The organism is Agarivorans sp. (genome assembly GCF_050295395.1).
Lineage (GTDB): Bacteria > Pseudomonadota > Gammaproteobacteria > Enterobacterales > Celerinatantimonadaceae > Agarivorans.
In genome coordinates, this window is sequence record NZ_JBNKPP010000002.1 from 1 (window position 1) to 16,067 (window position 16,067).

General features: G+C 44.5%; 13 protein-coding genes. 10 read left to right on the plus strand and 3 right to left on the minus strand.

Annotated elements, in window-relative coordinates:
* The first annotated feature begins 158 nt into the window (after positions 1-158).
* The 10 genes from ACQY6Q_RS00015 (at position 159) to ACQY6Q_RS00060 (ending at position 11,868) form a co-directional block, all read left to right on the plus strand.
* Positions 159-1,409, plus strand: a complete 1,251-nt coding sequence (locus ACQY6Q_RS00015) for an ABC transporter substrate-binding protein (RefSeq protein WP_427976380.1) — start codon at positions 159-161, stop codon at positions 1,407-1,409.
* Positions 1,410-1,492: 83 nt separating this feature from the next.
* Positions 1,493-2,365 carry a carbohydrate ABC transporter permease gene (locus tag ACQY6Q_RS00020; protein ID WP_427976382.1) on the plus strand — a complete coding sequence of 291 codons (873 nt, stop codon included), beginning with the start codon at positions 1,493-1,495 and terminating at the stop codon, positions 2,363-2,365.
* Between the two features lies 1 nt (position 2,366).
* Entirely contained in the window at positions 2,367-3,221 is an 855-nt protein-coding gene (locus tag ACQY6Q_RS00025; protein WP_427976385.1) for a carbohydrate ABC transporter permease, read from the plus strand.
* Between the two features lie 6 nt (positions 3,222-3,227).
* Entirely contained in the window at positions 3,228-4,340 is a 1,113-nt protein-coding gene (locus tag ACQY6Q_RS00030; RefSeq protein ID WP_427976388.1) for an ABC transporter ATP-binding protein, read from the plus strand.
* Between the two features lie 150 nt (positions 4,341-4,490).
* Positions 4,491-4,742, plus strand: coding sequence for a sulfurtransferase TusA (gene tusA / locus ACQY6Q_RS00035; protein ID WP_427976390.1), 252 nt, complete (start codon positions 4,491-4,493; stop codon positions 4,740-4,742).
* 129 nt (positions 4,743-4,871) lie between these two features.
* Complete coding sequence (gene glyQ / locus ACQY6Q_RS00040) at positions 4,872-5,777, plus strand: glycine--tRNA ligase subunit alpha (protein WP_427976393.1); 906 nt, start codon at positions 4,872-4,874, stop codon at positions 5,775-5,777.
* Positions 5,778-5,787: 10 nt separating this feature from the next.
* Positions 5,788-7,866, plus strand: coding sequence for a glycine--tRNA ligase subunit beta (glyS, locus tag ACQY6Q_RS00045; protein ID WP_427976395.1), 2,079 nt, complete (start codon positions 5,788-5,790; stop codon positions 7,864-7,866).
* 239 nt (positions 7,867-8,105) lie between these two features.
* A complete protein-coding gene (locus ACQY6Q_RS00050) occupies positions 8,106-8,555 on the plus strand; it encodes a hypothetical protein (protein ID WP_427976398.1) in 450 nt (149 codons plus the stop codon).
* A 77-nt stretch (positions 8,556-8,632) separates the two neighbouring features.
* On the plus strand, positions 8,633-10,471 hold the full coding sequence (locus ACQY6Q_RS00055; protein ID WP_427976400.1) for an alpha-amylase: 1,839 nt from the start codon (positions 8,633-8,635) through the stop codon (positions 10,469-10,471).
* Between the two features lie 152 nt (positions 10,472-10,623).
* Positions 10,624-11,868 (plus strand): valine--pyruvate transaminase, encoded by a 1,245-nt coding sequence (locus ACQY6Q_RS00060; RefSeq protein ID WP_427976403.1) that lies wholly within the window; start codon positions 10,624-10,626, stop codon positions 11,866-11,868.
* A 47-nt stretch (positions 11,869-11,915) separates the two neighbouring features.
* Here ACQY6Q_RS00060 and ACQY6Q_RS00065 read toward each other — a convergent pair whose 3' ends face one another.
* From ACQY6Q_RS00065 to recF, 3 genes are all read right to left on the minus strand, one after another.
* Positions 11,916-12,383 (minus strand): Hsp20 family protein, encoded by a 468-nt coding sequence (locus ACQY6Q_RS00065; protein WP_427976405.1) that lies wholly within the window; start codon positions 12,381-12,383, stop codon positions 11,916-11,918.
* Positions 12,384-12,569: 186 nt separating this feature from the next.
* Positions 12,570-14,984 (minus strand): DNA topoisomerase (ATP-hydrolyzing) subunit B, encoded by a 2,415-nt coding sequence (gyrB, locus tag ACQY6Q_RS00070; protein WP_427976407.1) that lies wholly within the window; start codon positions 14,982-14,984, stop codon positions 12,570-12,572.
* Entirely contained in the window at positions 14,977-16,062 is a 1,086-nt protein-coding gene (gene recF / locus ACQY6Q_RS00075) for a DNA replication/repair protein RecF (protein WP_427976409.1), read from the minus strand. Before recF ends, gyrB begins: the two co-directional genes overlap by 8 nt.
* Between the last annotated feature and the right edge of the window lie 5 nt (positions 16,063-16,067).

Here is a 16,067-nt window from a genome sequence, read left to right on the forward strand (position 1 = left end):
ACCTCACATAAAATAAGCCATTTGTAACACCCTTGTTACAAATGGTTACTTTGTTATCGATGTGTTTCATATAGTCTATTAAGTAGCCAATAAGCGACAAATAGATTGGTTAAACAAGGAATGGAATTCACAAAACAATAACAAAAGGCATTAAGAATATGCGTAAATTTGTCACTCTTGCCTCTACCCTGGCACTTACTAGCGCGATTAATCTTGCTCATGCAGGCGAAGTTGAAGTTCTTCATTGGTGGACTTCAGGCGGCGAAGCAAAATCGGTCGGCGTACTTAAAGAGATGTTAGAAACCCAAGGTCACTCTTGGAAAGACTTTGCCGTAGCTGGCGGCGGCGGTGAAAGTGCTATGACGGTACTGAAAACCCGCGCTATCTCTGGCAACCCACCAGCAGCTGCCCAAATTAAAGGGCACGACATTCAAGAATGGGCCGATCTGGGCTTCTTAACCAACCTCAATGAAGTGGCAGCAGCCGAAAAATGGGACCAAGTGGTTCCAGCCGTTGTCACCAAGGTAATGAAATTTAACGGTGATTACGTTGCCGTTCCGGTTAACGTTCACCGAGTAAACTGGCTATGGGCCAACCCTGCGGTATTTGAAAAAGCCGGAGCCAAACTACCCACCACAATGGACGAATTTTTTGCTGCAGCGGACCAGCTAAAAGCGGCAGGTATTATTCCTCTTGCTCACGGTGGTCAAGCCTGGCAAGACGCCACCGTTTTTGAGGCGGTTGCCTTAGATATTCTCGGTTCAGAAGACTATAACAAAGCCTTTGTTGAACACGACGATGCGGTACTCAGTAGCGATAAAATGGTTGAAGTGTTCAGCGTTTTCCAAAAAATGCGTAACTACATCGACAGTGACTCACCCGGCCGCGATTGGAATATTGCCACCGGCATGGTAATCAATGGTCAAGCGGCTATGCAAATTATGGGCGACTGGGCGAAAGGCGAATTTATTGCTGCTGGTAAAGTACCAGGTAAAGACTTCGTTTGTTTACCGGCTCCCGGAACCGATGGCCAGTTCACGTTTAACATCGACAGCTTCGCGATGTTCCAGCTAAATAATGCTGAAAACGTAAAAGCCCAAAAAGCCTTGGCTAAAACCATCCTCACTCCCGAGTTCCAAGAGGTATTCAACTTAAACAAGGGTTCTATTCCGGTGCGTACCGACATGGATATGAGCAAGTTTGATAGTTGTGCACTGGACTCTATGGCTACCTTTAAGGCCAGTAATAAGTCAGGCGACTTGGTTCCTAGTATGGCCCACGGCTTAGCCACTACTGGCTATGTGCAAGGTGCCATCTATGACGTAGTAACCAACTTCTTCAATGATCCTAACGGCGACCCTAAACAAGCTGTAACTAAATTGGCGCGCGTAGTAAAAGCCGCTAAATAAGCCCCCTAGCTCCGGCGCCATGCCGGAGCTTGCTGTTGCGATTATCTTATTGTTTGAACCGGATGTTCGAACGAGGCTGTACTATGTTTAATATTCTGCAAAAATGGCTACCCAAAATCATTTTGTCACCCTCGATTTTTTTGGTGACAGTGTGTATTTACGGCTACGTTGCTTGGACTGGCTACCTATCGTTAACCCATTCACGCTTCCTACCCAACTTTAAGTGGGCGGGTTTGTTGCAATACCAAAAGCTAATGGAAAATGACCGTTGGCTCACTTCCTGTATTAACCTGCTGGTTTTTGGTGTTTTATTTATTGTTATTTCGATTATTTTAGGCACTCTACTGGCGATCTTACTAGACCAAAACATTCGCCAAGAAGGGGCTATTCGCACCATTTACCTTTACCCCATGGCATTGTCTTTCATTGTTACCGGTACCGCGTGGAAGTGGATATTAAATCCCGGACTGGGCTTAGAAAAAATGATACACGACTGGGGCTGGACCAGCTTCAAGTTTGACTGGATAGTGAGCAATGAAATGTCTGTGTACACCTTGGTGATTGCTGCGGTGTGGCAGTCTTCAGGTTTTGTTATGGCGATGTTTTTAGCGGGTTTACGCGGCATCGATTCCAGCATTGTTAAGGCAGCGCAAATTGACGGCGCCAGTATGCCTACCATTTACTGGAAAATCATTCTGCCTTGCTTACGTCCAGTATTCTTTAGCGCCGTGATTATTACCTCACACATTGCCATCAAGAGCTTTGACTTGGTCACCGCCTTAACCTCAGGAGGCCCCGGGTATTCATCAGATTTACCCGCTCTATTCATGTATACCCATGCCTTCACTCGTGGCCAAATGGGCTTAGGCGCAGCGAGTGCGATGATGATGTTAGCCGGCGTATTGGCGATCCTCGTACCTTATTTGTACTCAGAACTGCGTAACCGGGAGCAATAATATGACTAAATTCACACCGGGACGTTTATTCATCTATCTGATTTTACTGTTATTTTGTGCAGTTTATTTAATGCCGTTAATGGTGATGTTACTCACCTCCTTTAAAACCTTGCCGGATATTCGTAGCGGCAACCTACTATCACTCCCCGATGTATGGGTAGTGGAAGCCTGGGCCAAAGCTTGGGGAAGTGCCTGCACAGGGGTGACCTGTGAAGGGGTTAAGGGCTACTTCTGGAACTCGTTCAAAATGGCGATACCGGCGGTGTTCATTTCTACCTTAATTGGTGCCCTCAACGGCTACGTTATTGCTCACTGGCGCTTTAAAGGTTCAAACCTGTTTTTTGCCCTGATGTTATTTGGCTGCTTCATTCCCTTTCAGGTGATTTTGCTGCCGATGGCGGCTACTTTAGGTAAATTTGGCCTAGCTAATACCACCACTGGCTTAGTGTTTGTTCACGTAGTTTACGGTTTGGTGTTTACCACCTTATTCTTCCGCAACTTCTACGTTTCTGTTCCCAGCGAATTGGTTAAAGCCGCCAAACTGGATGGTGCCGGCTTCTTTACCATCTTCTTTAAAATCATGCTGCCTATTTCCAAGCCCATCATCATGGTTTGCATCATTTGGCAATTCACCCAAATTTGGAATGACTTTTTATTTGGCGTGGTTTACTCGGGCTCTGATTCGCAACCGATCACAGTGGCATTAAACAACTTAGTTAACACCAGTACCGGTGTTAAAGAATACAACGTAGATATGGCCGCAGCGATTATCGCCGCCCTTCCTACCCTATTTGTTTACGTTGTAGCTGGAAAATATTTTGTGCGTGGCTTAACCGCCGGCTCAGTAAAAGGATAAGAAGCAATGGCGACCTTAGATATAAAACAATTACACAAGCGCTATGGTAAAAACAGTCCGAATACCCTAGAAGACATCAATATTTCCATAGACTCAGGTGAGTTCCTAATCTTAGTGGGGCCTTCTGGCTGCGGAAAATCCACGCTAATGAACATGATAGCGGGCTTAGAAAGCATCACTAGTGGTGACATTTGCATCGATGGCAAAGTGGTTAATGTAGTACCACCGAAAGACAGAGACATCGCCATGGTGTTTCAGTCTTACGCGCTCTACCCCAACATGACAGTACGCGGCAACATTGAATTTGCATTAAAAATTCAAAAAATGGAAAAAACGGCCCGCGATAAAGAAGTCACCCGAGTGGCTCAATTGTTGCAGATTGAACACCTGCTCGAGCGTAAACCATCACAGTTGTCTGGGGGACAACAGCAACGGGTATCGATGGGCCGAGCTCTGGCTCGTCAACCTAAAATCTATCTGTTCGACGAGCCCTTGAGTAACCTAGATGCCAAACTTAGAGTGGAAATGCGCCACGAAATCAAAAAGCTTCATCAACGCTTAGGTACTACCATCGTTTACGTCACCCACGACCAAATCGAAGCCATGACCTTGGCTGACCGAATTGCAGTAATGAAAGATGGTAAGTTATTACAGCTAGGTACACCTGCCGAGATCTACAATAACCCTGCAGATATGTTTGTGGCCGGCTTCATGGGTTCTCCGGCGATGAATTTCTTACACTGCCGAGTAGAGCAATCAGAGCAAGGTTTAGTTGGGACCTTAGTTTGCGATCAACAAAACCAACATCACATTCCACTACCCGCGCATCTAGCAAACTATGCCGGAAAATCGGTGGTAGTGGGGATTAGACCAGAGCAAATTACTCATGTTAATCCGTCTAAGCAAGGTAAAGCCTTAGTCGCCACACTCAACCTAAAACTAGGTGTATTAGAGCCAACCGGTCCCGATACGATTGCCTTAGTTAGCTTAAACGATAAAGAAATTAGTTGTCGTTTAGACCCAGACAAACCAGCAAAAATGGGCGAAAATTTAGATCTGATGTTTGATCTGTCAAACGCAGTATTCTTCGACCCTCATAACGAACAACGAATTCGCTAATCAACTTTACACAGGGGGCTTGAGCCCCTTTTTTATTTGCCGAAGGTTTATGGTAGTCTTGGCTTATTCGTCAGCGTCATTTATGGCCGCTGCCCCCGGGATTTTCGTCCTGATGAAGAGACCAAAGTAGCAATAAGAGAACTAAGTTCGATGAGTAAAGACATAGACTTAAGCCAAGCCGATCATCAATTAAACGCTTTGGGTTTACGTTGTCCTGAGCCGGTGATGATGGTAAGAAAGGCGATTCGCAATATGAGTCTGGGTGAAACCCTATTAGTCGAAGCCGACGATCCTTCGACTACTCGCGACATGGTCAGCTTTTGTGAATTCATGGATCACACCTTAGTGGCAAAAAAAACCGACCAGTCTCCTTTTCAGTATTTGATCAAAAAAGGTAGTTAGGCCAGTTTTTTAAAAAAAGTCTACTTTATCAGCAATTCGCCTTATAACAGCACTAGGGTCTGCTTACTTGCTAAGGTATACTCCGTCAGTTATAAAACCGATTATTTTTCATACGCGCGACACAAAATCATGCATAAATACGATATAAAAACCTTTCAGGGCCTGATTTTAGCCCTACAGGACTACTGGGCTCGCCAAGGCTGCGTCATTGTTCAACCTTTAGACATGGAAGTGGGCGCAGGTACCTTCCACCCGCAAACGTTCTTGCGCTCTATCGGTCCAGAACCGATGTCTAGTGCGTATGTACAACCATGTCGCCGCCCCACTGATGGACGCTACGGTGAAAACCCTAACCGCCTTCAGCATTATTACCAATTTCAAGTTGTCATGAAACCTTCTCCCGACAACATTCAAGAGCTGTATCTTGGCTCCTTGGTTGAATTAGGCATTAACCCAGAAGTTCACGACATTCGTTTCGTTGAAGACAACTGGGAATCTCCTACTTTAGGCGCTTGGGGCCTAGGTTGGGAAATTTGGTTAAATGGCATGGAAATCACCCAATTCACTTACTTCCAGCAAGTGGGTGGCTTAGAGTGCTCTCCAGTAACCGGTGAAATCACCTATGGTTTAGAGCGCCTTGCCATGTACATTCAAGGCGTAGATAGCATCTACGACTTAGTATGGACCGATGGCCCTATGGGCAAAGTAACTTACGGTGATGTATTCCATCAGAACGAAGTTGAACAATCTACTTACAACTTCGAATACGCCGATACCACCGCCTTATTTGCCCAGTTTGACCAATGTGAAAAAGACAGCCAAAAATTAATTGAAGCAGGGCTTCCACTGCCTGCTTATGAACAAGTAATGAAAGCCTCACATGCCTTTAACTTACTTGATGCCCGTCATGCAATTTCGGTAACCGAACGCCAACGCTACATTCTGCGAGTAAGAACCTTATCCAAAGCAGTAGCAGAAGCTTATTACCATGCTCGTGAAGAGCTAGGTTTCCCTTTATGCAAAGACAACAAGTAACGGAGGCAGCATGAGTTACGACAACCTACTAGTAGAAATCGGCACCGAAGAGTTGCCACCTAAAGCCCTACGAGGCTTAGCCGAATCGTTTCAAAGTAACGTACAACAAGGGCTAGAGAAAGCCGGCTTTCAGTTTGAAAAAGTTGAATGGTTTGCTGCACCTCGTCGCCTAGCCTTGTTGGTGACCGCACTTAGTGAAAAAACCCCAGACAAAGTGGTAGAAAAACGCGGCCCAGCAGTGAGCGCAGCCTTTGATGCCGACGGCAAAGCCACTAAGGCAGCCGAGGGTTGGGCTCGCTCTAACGGTATTAGCGTTGAACAAGCAGACCGCATCAGCACCGATAAGGGTGAGTGGTTACTGCATAAAGCGGAAATTAGCGGCCAAAGCATTTATCAACTGGTTCCAGAGATCGTTGCCGATAGTTTAGCCAAATTGCCCATTCCCAAACCTATGCGTTGGGGAGCCACCGCAACCCAGTTCATTCGTCCGGTACACACCATCACCATGTTATATGGTGAAAAGCTGGTTCAAGGTAATATTCTCGGCATCGAATCAGCACGCACCGTGCGCGGCCACCGCTTCATGGGTGAAGCCGAGTTTGAACTTGGCCATGCCAACGATTATGTACAACAGTTAGATCGTCGCGGTAAGGTCATCGTTAATTACGAACAACGTAAAACCATTATTCGTGAGCAGATTGAAGCCGAAGCCGCTCGTGAAGGCGGCGTAGTTGAGATGGATGACAGCCTGTTAGAAGAGGTGTGTTCATTGGTGGAATGGCCGGTGGCAATGGTAGGTAGCTTTGAAGATAAGTTCCTTGCGGTACCAGCCGAAGCGCTGATTTACACCATGAAAGACAACCAGAAGTATTTCCCTATCTTAGATACCGAAGGTAACTTATTACCTCGCTTCATCTTTGTATCTAACATTGTCAGTAAAGATCCTAAGCAAGTAGTGGAAGGTAACGAAAAAGTAGTTCGTCCTCGCCTAGCCGATGCCGAATTCTTCTTTGAAACCGATAAGAAATCTCGATTAGACAGTCGTTTAGATAAACTAGCCAATGTGGTGTTCCAACAAAAATTAGGCAGTTTATTAGACAAAGCCAATCGCGTTTCTGAACTGGCTGCCCAAATTGCTGGTGAAATTGGTGGTAATAGCCAACATGCGCAACGCGCCGGGCTACTATCTAAAGCCGATTTAAACAGTGAAATGGTATTAGAATTCCCTGATATTCAAGGTGTTATGGGGATGTATTATGCCAGATTTGATGGTGAACACGAAGACGTAGCCAATGCCTTAAATCAGCAATACTGGCCGCGTTTTTCTGGCGATAAACTCCCCGAATCTAAAGTGGCTTCAGCGGTAGCAATCGCAGATAAATTAGACACCTTGGTAGGCATCTTTGCCATTGGCCAACTACCTAAAGGCGACAAAGACCCCTTCGCACTGCGTCGCGCCAGCTTAGGTATCATCCGCATTATTCAAGATAAAGGCTACCAACTAGACTTGAATACCCTAATCAATAGTGCGCTATTGTTGCTCCCTCTTGAGTTATCACAAGAACAGCAAAACCAGGTTCATGCTCAGCTGCTCGACTTCATCTACGCCCGTCTGCGCGCCATGTACCTAGAACAAGGCATCGATGCCAGTGTAATTACCGCGGTATTAGAGCGTAAACCAAGTCAGTTAATCGACATTGAGTCACGGATCAAAGCGGTAAGCCACTTCCGTACTTTGGAACAAGCGCAAGCCTTGGCTGCGGCCAACAAACGGGTATCCAATATCCTGGCGAAAAATCCTGACTTCGTGAAGCCCGAAATTGATAGTGGCTTATTAAAAGAAGCAGAAGAACAAGCTCTCGCCAGCGCGATTGCAGCCATGGCCGAAAAGGTAGCTCCTTTGTTGGCTAAAGCCGATTACCAACAAGCCCTTATTGAGCTTGCTGGTTTACGTGAAGTGGTTGATCAGTTCTTTGATAACGTCATGGTAATGAGTGAAGATGATCAACTAAAAATCAATCGTTTAAGCCTGCTAAACTCGCTAAGACAACTGTTTTTAGAAATTGCTGATATCTCGGTTATTCAATAAAACAACACCTTCTATCTACAGCTAAAAGCCGCTTAATTTCTAATTAAGCGGCTTTTTTTGATCTACTTAACTGTTTTAATAATTTCCCGTGAATCTTGAAATCCTTTTCAGCTTGGGAGTGTGAGCTTGGCACGTTTTTTCACGACTAGCTTCGCTATAACTGGTGCTGAGTTAAGCTCATTACGTAATGTTTTGTCTGCAAAGACAAAGGAAAGCTATAAAAAAGAAAGGAATTAGAAATGCTTAAAAATATTATGAAAGCAGGTGTGCTAGCACTAGTCACCGTTCTTGCAGCAGGTTGTGCTTCTGGCGATTCAAATAGCAAATTAACACGTGATGTATACCTACGCGGTGTATTCACTTGGTGGGATGCGGCTCCTGAATTCAAACTTCAACCCGTTGAAGGTAAAGAAAATGTTTGGTCTGCTACTTCTGCTGTTGACGAGCCTTTAATTGCGGACGGCCAACCTTACGAGTGGAAATTTGGTGATGCTGCATGGCAATGTGGTACTAACTTCGGTTTCCTATCTGGTGAAGCAGACATCAAAGTTGGCGAACGTCGTCAATCTAATAAATGTTCAGCTTTCGATAACTTCAAATTTACTCCAGAAGAAGACGGTGTATATCGTTTCTTCCTAGACTGGTCTGAAGAGATCCCTGTTGTTTACATCGAAAAAGAACAGATGTAATCCTAGCTACGCTAGTTAAAAGCCCCAACTGGGGCTTTTTTTATATGGTCAACAGAAATTAGATATGGAACTAAACAATGCAGCAAGTAATTAATCCTGCCCTATTGGGCTGCTTGGTCAGCATGGCTATCGCGGGTTGTGCATCCAACGATGCCAACCAAAACACAATAGCTACGTCGACAAGTTCACAACAAGCACTAAAACAGAGCCAGCAGTGTCTGCAATGGGACGGTCAGCCCATTACAGTAGACGTAAGCAAGAGCTTTGAAGAAGGCACCGCTGTTAAAGATTTCTACAGTGGTCAAGTTAGTACCGTTTACCAAGGAAAAGTCACCTTTACCCCGGCCCCAGAAAGCGGAGGCCTGTTGTTACTCGAACCAACCACTAAAACCGCCGACCAGTTTAACTGGGACAGCGCGTCGGTATACTTCGTGATTACCGATCGCTTCTATAACGGCAACCCAGACAATGATAATAGCTATGGACGTAGCAAAGACGGCCAAAATGAAATCGGCACCTTCCACGGCGGCGATATTGCAGGTTTAACAGAAAAGCTCGATTACATTGAAGATCTTGGTATCAATGCCATTTGGATTACCGCACCCTACGAACAAATCCGCGGCTGGGTCGGCGGCGGTATGCGTGGTGAATTCAAGCACTATGGCTACCATGGTTACTACGCTCAAGACTATACAGTTATGGATCAAAACATGGGCAGCGCCGAGGAATTTAAACAGTTCGTCGACAGCGCTCATGCTAAAGGTATTCGCGTAGTCATGGATATCGTAATGAATCACACCGGTTACGCGACCCTCGCCGATATGCAAGAGTTTAAGTTTGGCGCCACGCAAGACTATGACGTGCCCATCGAAACCTACCTTGGAGAAAAGTGGACTGACTGGACCCCAGGCAAAGGCGAAACTTGGCATAGTTTTAACGACTACATCGACTACGGCAACCGCGCAGGTTGGGTAAAATGGTGGGGGCCAGACTGGGTAAGAACAGATATTTCGGGTTACCCAAATCCCGGTCCAAGTGATTTTGAAATGTCGCTGGCTTATTTACCTGACTTCCAAACCGAATCAGACAAAGTGGTTGGCCTACCACCTTTTTACAAAAACAAACCCGACACTAAAGCAGTGGAAATCCCAGGCGCTACAGTCCGCGATTATCTCGTCACTTGGTTATCTGATTGGGTAAGAGAATATGGTATCGATGGCTTCCGTGCTGATACCGTTAAACACGTTGAACCAGAAGCTTGGCAACAATTAAAACTCGCGTCTAGCAAGGCCTTTAATGAATGGAAACAGAACAATCCAGATAAGGTCTTAGACGATAATGAGTTCTGGATGACTGGTGAGTTTTGGGGACAAGGTCTAAACAACTCTCGCCTATATGCCAGTGGCTTTGATTCTTTAATCGACTTTACTTACCAAACCGACCTTGCCCAAAAAGGCATGAACTGTTTGGCTGATATGGAAGAAGGTTATGAGCGTTACGCTAAGGTACTGACACAGCGCGATGGTAAATTACTGAGCTATGTGTCATCTCATGATACTCGCCTTGCCTACGGCAGTATTAGTAAGGATTTCGAGCAGCAAAAACAACTGGGCTCGGCATTCTTGTTGATGCCTACGGCAGTACAGGTATTTTACGGTGATGAAACCGCAAGAGAGAAAGGCCCTCGTAGCTCGGATAAGCATCAGGCGACCCGCTCAGACATGAACTGGGATCAACTGGACGAACAACGCCTTGCGGTACATAAACACTGGCAGAAGCTGCTACAGTTCCGTAAACGGCACCAAGCGGTAGGCGCGGGCGAGCACAAGCAACTAAGTCAACAGCCTTATGTATTTGAACGCCGTAAAGGTGATGATGCGGTAGTGGTAGTATTTGCCGGACAAACAAGTCACTAAGGGCAAAGCACATCAACGACTAACTAAGCGGCTTCGGCCGCTTTTTTCATATCTATGCCCTGCTTACCAACAGAGATAATTGCTGCTATTTGAGTAATGTTTTTCAAGCTAGATTTTTGCTAAGGTGACGGCTTCAAGACAAAGGGAAAGTTATGACGTATTCGAGTTTTGGTAATAAGTTTACTCGCCACGCTGGTATAACTCAGTTAATGGATGACCTTGATGAAGGGATTAGAGCTGGCGATGAAATGATTATGTTGGGTGGTGGCAACCCAGCACAGATCCCGGCCATGAATGCCATATTCGACCAGCATCTGCGCCGCAGTCTAGACAATCAAAATCTGCTAAAAGCCTTATGTAACTACGATGCCCCCAAAGGAAATAAGGAATTTATATCCAACTTAGCCATATTTTTTAGAAATGAATTCCAATGGGATATTGATGAAGACAATATTGCATTAACTAATGGCAGCCAAACGGCTTTTTTCTACCTTTTTAATTTGTTTGCCGGAAAAGGAAAGCCAAACAAAAAAGTATTGTTTCCTCTAGCCCCTGAATATATCGGCTATGAAGACAGTGGGCTTAGTGACGATTTATTTGTTGGAGCTAAACCTAGTATAGAACTACTTGAGGGGCGCCAATTCAAGTATCATGTTGATTTTGAACAACTTAATATTGATGAAACCATTGGGTTAATCTGTGTTTCCAGACCCACCAACCCCACCGGTAATGTTATTACCGATAAAGAGCTACTTAAGTTATCGCAATTAGCCAAACAACATAACATCCCCTTGCTAATCGATAACGCCTACGGGCTGCCTTTTCCTAATTTGATTTTTACTCACGAAGCCACTCCCTATTGGGATGAAAACACCATACTCTGTTTAAGCTTATCTAAGTTGGGTTTACCCGGGGCACGCTGTGGGATTGTGATAGCTAAACCTGAAACGGTAAAAGCCATAAGCAACCTTTCTGGAATCATTAACCTATCGCCAGGCGGAGTTGGCCCTGCACTCGCTAACGAAATGCTTAAAGATAACAGTCTACTCGATGCGAGCAACAACATCATTAAACCCTATTATCAGCAGAAATCTGAACAGGCGATAAAATGGCTGCAACAGGCTATTCCATCTGCGCAATTCAAAATACATAAATCAGAAGGTGCGATGTTTTTATGGCTGTGGTTTGAAGGCTTAAGCATCAGCGATAAGCAGCTCTATCAGCGTCTTAAGCAAGAGGGTTTGTTAATCGTTCCCGGCAGCTACTTCTTCCCCGGAATCAGCAACGAGTGGCAGCACACTCAAGAGTGTATACGCCTCAACTTCGCGCAAAGCGAAATGCAAGTAAAACGCGGAATAGAGATATTAGCCGATGTAGTTAATCCATTATTAAGCTAACAAAAAAGGGCCTAAAAGGCCCTTCCTTCATTTATCTTACTTTGCTATCAGGCTGATTTAGCGTCTAAAGCTTCAACCCGCAACTTGCCATTAATTGGGATTTGTTTAGGTTTTAACGCTTCTGGAATTTTTCTTTCCAAGTCTATTTGCAACAAGCCATTTTCCAAGTTAGCCGCTTTCACTTTCACATGATCGGCTATTTGATACTTGCGCTCGAATCCTCGTTCCGCAATGCCTTGGTGTAAAAATTTAGTTTGCTCGTTTTTCTTCTGCTTAGTACCCGTTACCACTAAGGCATTTTCTTGAGCCACAATAGTTAGCTCGTCTTCGCTAAAACCAGCTACAGCTAAGGTAATACGGTAATAATTTTCATCTAGCGCTTCGATGTTATAAGGAGGATAGCCGTTACTTTGTGCTTGAGCGCTTTGGTTAGAAGCCGCTTCAATGAAATTAGCTAAACGATCGAAGCCAATAGCAGTACGATAAAGTGGAGAAAAGTCATATTGATTACGCATATTTGTTTATCCTCATAGAGCAATAAATTGTTGTGGCCAGCATTAACGCTGCACCGTTTATTACGTAGCCCAGCCAATGTGGCGCTGCGTTATAACTATATATAGGGGCAATCTTTTGGCTTTCAAGTACAAAAAAGGCAATATTTTCATATTGCCTTTTGCTGGATTAAAAACAGGAGCAGATGCTTAAACGTCTAGGTTTTCAACGTTCAAGGCATTGTCTTCGATGAAGTGACGACGCGGCTCAACCTGATCACCCATTAAGGTAGTGAACAATTGGTCACAAGCGATAGCATCTTCAACAGTAACTCTTAGCATGCGACGAGTTTCCGGATCCATGGTAGTTTCCCATAATTGATCGGGGTTCATCTCACCCAAACCTTTATAACGTTGAATATAGAGGCCTCGACGCGATTCAGACATTAACCAGTTCAACGCTTCTTCAAAGCTACTTACCGGCTTAACTTTTTCGCCACGCTTAATATATGCGCCCTCTTCGATAAGATTATTTAAGTTATCATAAAGGCTGCAAATATCTTTGTAGTCGTTTGACGCAAAAAAGTCAGATTCAAACTTAAAGGCGGTATCTACGCCATGTTGACGCAAGGTAAACACCGGGAAGTAAATATCACGTTCTTGGTGTTTCTCCACTTCAACCGTATAGTAATTACCACTAGGCAACTCAGCATTAACTGGCTCAATTAATTCATTAGCCCATTGCGCTAATCCCGTCGGTTCTTTCAGCTCATCCACACTTAAGCAACGTTGGTAAACCATTTGGCTTAGTAAAGATATAGGGTAACGACGTGATAAACGTTCATTATTTTTCCAGACGCGGCGGTACTGGCTAACCAAACTTTCTAAATGTTCACCGGAAATAGCAGGAGCTTCGGCATTCACATAGAGTCCAGCGTTATCCAAAGCCAAGGAGGTAAGGTATTCTGTTAAGGATTCTTCATCTTTTACATAACGCTCTTGCTTACCCTTTTTCACCTTATACAAAGGTGGTTGAGCAATATAGATGTAACCGCGCTCAATAATCTCCGGCATTTGGCGGTAGAAGAAGGTCAATAACAGAGTACGGATGTGAGAACCATCCACGTCAGCATCGGTCATGATGATGATTTGATGATAACGGGTTTTATCTGGATTATATTCATCACGACCAATCCCACACCCCAAGGCAGTAATTAACGTGGCAACTTCTTGCGAAGACAGCATCTTGTCGAAGCGAGCCTTCTCTACGTTTAGAATTTTACCTTTAAGTGGTAAAATCGCCTGATTCTTACGGTTACGCGCCTGTTTAGCACTACCACCCGCAGAATCACCCTCCACTATGTATAGTTCAGAAAGAGCTGGGTCTTTTTCCTGACAGTCGGCCAACTTACCGGGTAAGCCTGCTAAGTCCAAGGCGCCTTTACGACGAGTCATATCTCGGGCTTTACGCGCCGCCTCACGAGCTCGGGCTGCATCAATAATTTTCTGAGTGATAATCTTAGCTTCTTGTGGATTCTCAAGCAGGTAATCGCTGAGCTTTTCGCCCATTGCTTGTTCTACTGCAGATTTCACTTCCGAAGAAACCAGTTTATCTTTAGTCTGGCTTGAAAATTTAGGATCTGGAACCTTCACAGAGATAACCGCAGTTAAGCCTTCACGGGCATCATCACCGGTAGCACTGCTCTTCTCTTTCTTGTTTACTTCCTTTTCCATATAGCTATTTAGGGTTCGAGTTAACGCCGCCCTAAAACCAGCAAGGTGAGTCCCGCCATCACGCTGAGGAATATTGTTAGTAAAACAGTAGATATTTTCTTGGAAACCGTCATTCCACTGCATAGCAACTTCAACGGCAATACCGTCTTCTCGCTCTAGATTGAAGCTAAAGGCTTTATCATGAATCGGGGTTTTATTGGTATTCAAGTAAGAAACGAAGGCTTGAATACCACCTTCGTAACAGAAGTGATCCTGCTTACCATCTCGCTCATCGTTTAAGATGATCGACACACCTGAATTGAGGAACGATAACTCACGTAGACGTTTAGCTAGAATATCGTAATGGAAAGTAGTGTCAGAGAAAATCTCTGCGCTTGGCCAGAAGCGTAATTCAGTACCGGTTTTATCGGTGTCGCCTACTTTGGCCAAAGGTGCATCGGGTTCACCTAAAGTGTAAAACTGCTCGTAAACATGACCTTGGCGCTTAATAGTTAGCTGTAGTTTAATAGATAAGGCATTTACTACCGAAACACCTACCCCATGTAAACCACCAGACACTTTATAGGAGTTATCATCAAATTTACCACCGGCGTGTAGTACCGTCATAATAACTTCTGCGGCAGATACCCCTTCTTCTTCATGGAGATCAACGGGAATACCGCGGCCATCATCTGATACAGACACTGAACCGTCACTATGAATAGTAACAACAACATCCTGACAGTGGCCGGCTAATGCTTCATCGATAGAGTTATCTACAACTTCGAATACCATGTGATGTAAACCTGAGCCATCATCGGTATCACCAATATACATCCCAGGACGTTTTCTTACCGCATCAAGGCCTTTTAATACCTTAATACTTGATGAGCCATATTCATTTTCAGCCATGTTTTACTCTCGTTTTATAGTCGTTGATAACACCATGTTCCACGTGAAACATTGTGCATCCTTCTAAATCAAATCCATCTAGCATTTGTTCTTCAATTGCTGAAACAAACACTTGAGACCCATTTCGTTGCAAGCACTTAGCAAGTAGGCTTCGTTTTGCGCTATCTAGCTCGGCCGCAAAATCGTCGATAAGATAGATGGTTTTATTACCGCTAATTTGCTCTGCATGCTGACCTTGAGCCAAAATCAATGCACAAACAAACAGCTTCAGCTGTCCTCTAGAGATTAAATCAACTGCGTTAATACCGTTAAATTTAAACTTTAAGTCTGCTTTATGAGGGCCATATTGAGTGAACCCCATCAATCTATCTCGCGAAAAACTTGTGCTAAGCAATTCACTTAACGAACTCTTATCATCCCAGCCCTTATAAAAGCTGAGTTCAAAACTGTACTCAGGTAGAAACTCCCCTACCAACTGAGACAAGCTTTGACTAATACTCTTTACATACTTTGCTCTAAGTAGGCTAACTACTTCTGCCAACTCAACTAATTGTTTATCCCAGTAACTCAAGTCTTGGTAATTTCGAGTTTGCTTGAGCAAAGCATTACGCTGCTTTAATAGCCGCTTATAATTTTGCCAAGCACTGTGGAACTGATGTTCCACGTGAAACACTCCCCAATCCAAGTACGCTCGTCGATACTTAGGGCTACCATCAACCAAGGCATAGCCTTCTGGATGAAGTATTTGCAAAGGCAACAGAGAGGCTAATACCGCCTGACTTCTAACATTTTCTTGGTTTATTCTTAACGCGGTATCACCGCTTTTAAATTTCTGTAAGCCAATTTTGTGCTGCTCTAGTTGAGCAAAAACCACAAAGCTGTCTTTCTGATAGCTAATGACCTTACTGGGTCGATTACTGCGAAAAGACCGGCCAAAGCCTAGGTAATAAATCGCCTCTAGTACGCTGGTCTTACCGCTTCCATTATTCCCCAGAATCACATTTAGCTGAGGGTTCAAGGACAGGCTAGCCGCGTCGATATTTCTAAAGTGCTGCAAGCCTAAGCTTTGAATATGCATTAACT

Excerpts from the sequence above, each read along its gene's own strand:
- ACQY6Q_RS00015 (WP_427976380.1), top strand. The coding sequence starts at position 159 with ATGCGTAAATTTGTCACTCTTGCCTCTACCCTGGCACTTACTAGCGCG.
- gyrB (WP_427976407.1), bottom strand. The coding sequence starts at position 14,984 with ATGGCTGAAAATGAATATGGCTCATCAAGTATTAAGGTATTAAAAGGC.
- ACQY6Q_RS00025 (WP_427976385.1), top strand. The coding sequence starts at position 2,367 with ATGACTAAATTCACACCGGGACGTTTATTCATCTATCTGATTTTACTG.
- glyS (WP_427976395.1), top strand. The coding sequence starts at position 5,788 with ATGAGTTACGACAACCTACTAGTAGAAATCGGCACCGAAGAGTTGCCA.
- ACQY6Q_RS00055 (WP_427976400.1), top strand. The coding sequence starts at position 8,633 with ATGCAGCAAGTAATTAATCCTGCCCTATTGGGCTGCTTGGTCAGCATG.
- ACQY6Q_RS00020 (WP_427976382.1), top strand. The coding sequence starts at position 1,493 with ATGTTTAATATTCTGCAAAAATGGCTACCCAAAATCATTTTGTCACCC.
- ACQY6Q_RS00060 (WP_427976403.1), top strand. The coding sequence starts at position 10,624 with ATGACGTATTCGAGTTTTGGTAATAAGTTTACTCGCCACGCTGGTATA.
- tusA (WP_427976390.1), top strand. The coding sequence starts at position 4,491 with ATGAGTAAAGACATAGACTTAAGCCAAGCCGATCATCAATTAAACGCT.
- recF (WP_427976409.1), bottom strand. The coding sequence starts at position 16,062 with ATGCATATTCAAAGCTTAGGCTTGCAGCACTTTAGAAATATCGACGCG.
- glyQ (WP_427976393.1), top strand. The coding sequence starts at position 4,872 with ATGCATAAATACGATATAAAAACCTTTCAGGGCCTGATTTTAGCCCTA.
- ACQY6Q_RS00030 (WP_427976388.1), top strand. The coding sequence starts at position 3,228 with ATGGCGACCTTAGATATAAAACAATTACACAAGCGCTATGGTAAAAAC.
- ACQY6Q_RS00050 (WP_427976398.1), top strand. The coding sequence starts at position 8,106 with ATGCTTAAAAATATTATGAAAGCAGGTGTGCTAGCACTAGTCACCGTT.
- ACQY6Q_RS00065 (WP_427976405.1), bottom strand. The coding sequence starts at position 12,383 with ATGCGTAATCAATATGACTTTTCTCCACTTTATCGTACTGCTATTGGC.